4 protein-coding genes and 1 pseudogene are annotated in these 2,989 nt (G+C 40.6%); all 5 read right to left on the bottom strand.

Annotated elements, in window-relative coordinates:
- Nucleotides 1–73: 73 nt before the first annotated feature.
- The gene (locus tag NWQ57_RS00335; protein ID WP_306019911.1) at nt 74–994 is read right to left on the bottom strand and encodes a DUF5655 domain-containing protein; all 921 of its coding nucleotides are present in this window, start codon (nt 992–994) and stop codon (nt 74–76) included.
- Nucleotides 981–1,622 (bottom strand): annotated as a pseudogene (locus tag NWQ57_RS00330) (WYL domain-containing protein); the annotation flags it as partial. The gene NWQ57_RS00335 and the pseudogene NWQ57_RS00330, both read right to left, overlap by 14 nt.
- The gene (locus NWQ57_RS00325; RefSeq protein WP_306019910.1) at nt 1,588–1,755 is read right to left on the bottom strand and encodes a hypothetical protein; all 168 of its coding nucleotides are present in this window, start codon (nt 1,753–1,755) and stop codon (nt 1,588–1,590) included. The gene NWQ57_RS00325 and the pseudogene NWQ57_RS00330, both read right to left, overlap by 35 nt.
- Before the next feature lie 108 nt (nt 1,756–1,863).
- Nucleotides 1,864–2,370, bottom strand: a complete 507-nt coding sequence (locus tag NWQ57_RS00320; protein ID WP_306019909.1) for a hypothetical protein — start codon at nt 2,368–2,370, stop codon at nt 1,864–1,866.
- A 15-nt stretch (nt 2,371–2,385) separates the two neighbouring features.
- Nucleotides 2,386–2,989: Tn7-like element transposition protein TnsE (locus NWQ57_RS00315; RefSeq protein ID WP_306019908.1), on the bottom strand; the 604-nt coding region annotated here is incomplete at its 5' end.

Below are 2,989 nucleotides of genomic sequence, written 5' to 3'. Positions count from 1 at the left end.
AATTGGCAATATTCCAAAGTTGTTTTTCTAATGCTTTTTTATGTTGTTCTACCATGTTGGTATGACTTCCTTTTTAATTATTTTCAAAGCTTTGCTGAATTAAAGGCTTTGCTTTTTCAATATCTTGTTGATTTCGAATGACGACCTCTAAGTTGCCTGTACCCCAGTGCCCTTTGTTAGTTACGTTGTGGGTAAAACCATCCTCAAGTGTTATGGCGCTTAGATTAACTTTTAGATACATCAAAATTCGTTCATCTTTTTTATGAGGTAAGACATGAAAGCTGGCGAAATTTTTAATGCGTTTATAAGCTGTATAATGTTTAAGCTCTTTGCGCTGAGAATCATCGCCGAGAGACTCGCAGAAGTCACATATCTCATTGTAAATTTTTAATAAATTGTCGCTTGAGCTATTCAGAGCAAGTTGGTGGTTTTTGTCTTGAGCTGACAGTTTTGCATTTGAGACCTTAGTGCTTGCTTTTGGTTGATGTGCTTTAGTTGATTGTGTATTAACGAGTTCAAGCATCAGCAGATCTTCGCCAAAAAACTTATAACGCATAAGCTCAATATTTTTATCAATCTGCTTGATGGCGTGTTCGTCGTACTTGTTAAAGTCACTGGCTATACAAACTAATCGGGCACCGTCCCACTCGATCTCTTCTGCGGCCTCAATACCTATGACTTTCATTACCAATAACTGAAACTCGGCTTTATGATCAAGTAACCAGTCGTAATAAAATAACCCCTGATTGATGACATTTTCGTTTGTGTGGCGTTTGTATTCGATTATTACTGGGCAGCGGTTTTCATCAAGCCCCAGAGAGTCGATGCGCCCCCCGTTAGAGGTAGTAAATTCTGATGCAAGAAATGAAATACCAAGAAAGGTATCCATTTGCTGCTCAAGCAGTTGTTGTAAGTCTTTTTCTAGCTTTGCCGCTTTACTGAACAGCTCAGTAACTGAGTTTTGGCCTAACTTAAATAATTTAATGTCGCTCAAGAATCATATCCTTATATCCCGGCGCTATTGCTAAATTGCTCACCTTGTTTAACGCCAGCCTGTTTTGTAACCACAACTGGTATTCAGGGCCTCGCAAAGCTGCTTGTTCTGTGTAATCTACATTCCAGCGCCGTAACAGATAACCTGCCATGGCAGCGCGGACGTTTAACACTAACTGGCCGTTTTCCATGCCGTAATCCAGCGCAATAGCCAATGGATGTTCGATATTCTTTGGATGCGGCACCAATACTAATGGAATTACTTTTTGCCAATCAGCATCTTCTACTGCTAACTCTATCTCTTCCGATGTTTCCATGATAGTGACTTTGCTGATACGAGTCAGCACAAAATCACGAAAGCTTTGGCTTTTTCTGTCATAAGCTCTGACATGCCAGCGCAGGCCGTTATCGACAATAGCGTGTGGCACCAACTCTCTTTCGCCCGTGCCGCTAGATAACGAGGTATAGGTTACGTTTACCGTTTTATTGTTCAATATGGCTTGTACCAGCCGGGCAACGATAAAAATATCCGGTACATTTAAGTTGGATGACGCCTCTATAGGGAAGTGGATATCGCCAACCGCATCAAAACCGTCACTGATATCGTTTGCCAATTTCATTAAAGTGCGTTTGCCATTTTTTCAGCAACTCTTGCGCAACTACGGCAGACTCACTTTCTCGCTCAACATCGTAAGAAAGAGCCAGTACATCTAATTGTTCATCCGCAGCGAACTCATGCCTTTGTTTGTCTGTATCAGCCACTGGAACATGCCTCAAGAGTAATCGTTTTATCAGTTTAGTCGGAACAAGGTATTGGGTAATTATGTCGTTCAATGTTATGTGGTTACTATTTTTATGAGGTTGTTAGCGTTAAAGCTTTATTATCGAAATTTGCCAGTTATTATTCCTCATTTTTGTATTTGCCCTTGTCTCCATTGCGTCGGTTTTAACGAAATAGAATTTTTCACCTTCCATTTCATTGAGCTTTGCCATGGTATTTTTCATACGCTTATCAATTACTCCTTGCGGCTTTTCTGAAGTTGTTGCTTCAGCTGATATAATTATTTTCCCATTGAGTGTGCCGCGCAAATCTGGTTCAGTGGAATCCCCAGTTTGACGGGGGTTCCAGTACCATTGGGTTTTTGCTGGGATGTGACCATTTGAATTGAGCCACACTAAACCTTGAAGTATTAGGTACTCATGCTGAATTTGATTAAGGTTTTCATAAATGGAAGATCGAATAATTCTTAGTTTTGATAAGCCGTCCTCAAGGCTTGAGGCATTTTCGGTACAAAGCCTTCGAACACTAGATAGAAAAGTATTCATGTCAGTTAGAGCCTTCTCCTTGGCTTTCTCAAGGTCATCAATTCGTTCCATTTATTTCCCCTTAGTTTAATTTTGTTTATCAATTTTACTAAAGGTGTTTATCGTAACTGTCGTCCATCTGTCTATTAATTCAGTATCAGATTTTGAAGTGTTTGCATTGAATCCGGTTGGGTGATTTATATATTTAGACCTTATTTTATTAGCTTTAAGATAGTCTCTGGGCCAGCTAAGTGACTTGGCAACAAGCGCAGAAAGAATGGCGTCAACTCTGCTACGCGCCTCATCAAGACAATCATACTTAAATAGTAAAGTGGAGAGCGGCTTTTTTTCAGCATAGTCACTTAAATCAATTTCGATCAAGGTATATGATTCAAGCGTTGTCGGGTTGCGCAAGTGCGCTATCGCCGCTTGTCTTGGCGCTTTACCTGTTTTTTTGCGGTGCAGTTTTGAGTAACCAACCTTATGAAGTGCCTTAATTTCGTATCCGGCGTGTTGATATTGCATAAACTCTAATACCTGCTCGAACATTGCTTTGAAGTCTTCAAATACTGACATGTTAGCTGGGTCACTGGTGTTGCTTGAAGTTACAACTGGTGTTGCAGTGCCTAATAGGCTGGGCAGATCAGTCGTTGCTATTTCGCTTCCCGATACCTCTCGCTCGGTATCTTGG

Source organism: Paraglaciecola sp., assembly GCF_030730205.1.
GTDB lineage: Bacteria > Pseudomonadota > Gammaproteobacteria > Enterobacterales > Alteromonadaceae > Paraglaciecola.
This window is presented reverse-complemented; position numbering and strand designations above follow the sequence as displayed.

Excerpts from the sequence above, each read along its gene's own strand:
- NWQ57_RS00320 (WP_306019909.1), bottom strand. The coding sequence starts at position 2,370 with ATGGAACGAATTGATGACCTTGAGAAAGCCAAGGAGAAGGCTCTAACT.